This is a genomic window from Rhizobium sp. 05L419 (genome assembly GCF_056397845.1).
This window is the reverse complement of the sequence record NZ_JBFTOF010000108.1, coordinates 1-338: the sequence shown is the minus strand read 5'-3', so window position 1 is coordinate 338 and position 338 is coordinate 1. Positions and strand designations below refer to the sequence as shown.

The window sequence follows — 338 nt, the reverse complement described above, 5'->3', positions numbered from 1 at the left end:
GATCTTGTTGATCGCCAAAAAGCTGCAGAGCAAAGGGAACAACGAAGGGTCGAAGGAAAGGAGAAAAGTCACTTCGACATCATCAGTGAATTTCTGTTCAAGCATGTGACGGATAAGGAAATTCAGACAGTTCGGCGGTTGGTCGAAAATGCTGTTCGAGACGGCAAGCRAGAGGCGCTGGTTTATCAATTCTCGTCGGACTTCTGCACCGACAACGGACGGGCAATCAACAACGGGGCAACCAATTGGCCGGAAACGCTCCAGGGAAAGGCCAAGGAATTCTACGAGCGATTCGAGAAATTTGGCCGGCCCCAAGGGTACAAACTGAATGCTGCCGT

At 50.7% G+C, this 338-nt stretch carries 1 protein-coding gene; it reads left to right on the top strand.

The window, feature by feature from the left end; genetic code table 11:
• Positions 1–338, top strand: a 338-nt coding sequence (locus AC1DMK_RS31210; protein WP_477864065.1) for a histidine kinase, incomplete at both ends; no start/stop codon positions are given.